Source organism: Stenotrophomonas pictorum JCM 9942 (genome assembly GCF_001310775.1).
Lineage (GTDB): Bacteria > Pseudomonadota > Gammaproteobacteria > Xanthomonadales > Xanthomonadaceae > Stenotrophomonas > Stenotrophomonas pictorum.
Map to the genome: position 1 here is coordinate 1 of NZ_BAZI01000729.1, position 736 is coordinate 736.

The following is a 736-nucleotide window of genomic DNA, read 5'->3' on the forward strand; positions in this document are numbered from 1 at the left end:
GCCAGCCCCTGGCGCTGGCCGTCGCACAGCTCCAGCACCTGGTGCAGGTTGCCGACGATGCGCTGGGCATAGCCCAGATCGTTGACCAGCGAGCCGAGCTGGGCGCCGTCGAGCCGGCCCTCACGCACCTCCCGGAACAGCCGCGCGGTGAAGTCGTCCTTGAACGCAGTGAGATGCGCCTGCAAGGTCTGCCGCTGGGCCTGCCAGTGCCCGGCTGTGGCCGGCACTGAAGCCGAATGCCCCAGCCACGCCAGCGCATCGATCAGCTGCCGGCGCAGCTCCAGATACGCGCTGGCCGCCGCGCTGGCGGTACTCCCCGGCTGCACCGTGGCGCCGGCATAGCGCTTGAGATTGGCCTGCAGCTGGTGGGCGTCCTTGACCGCCTTGACCAGCTGCGAGGCGGCCTCCTGTCCGTCACGCCACCACTGCTGGCGGACCTCGTCCAGCGGTTGTTCGAACCGGCCGGCAAAACGCAGCAGCTCGCCGTACACCGGCTTGATGTGTTCGCGGTACAGCGTCTCGCTGTCCAGGGTCGATTGCTGCAGGCGGCCGCGCAGCACGACGTCGTCGTGGCGCGGTGCCGCCAGTTCGTCCGGCGGGCAGTACAATGCCTGGCCGATCACCTCCAGGCTGAGCCGGCCAGATGGCGCAGCTCCTGGCTGAAGGCCTGGGTGGCGGTGTCGGCGCTGCGCAGCGCACTGTCGCTCAGGTACGGCGAGCGGCGCGTGGCCGCCGG

General features: G+C 70.5%; 1 pseudogene. It reads right to left on the reverse strand.

From position 1 onward, the window contains the following. Positions 1-623, reverse strand: a pseudogene (locus tag JCM9942_RS17335) (Na/Pi cotransporter family protein); the annotation flags it as partial. Positions 624-736: the final 113 nt, after the last annotated feature.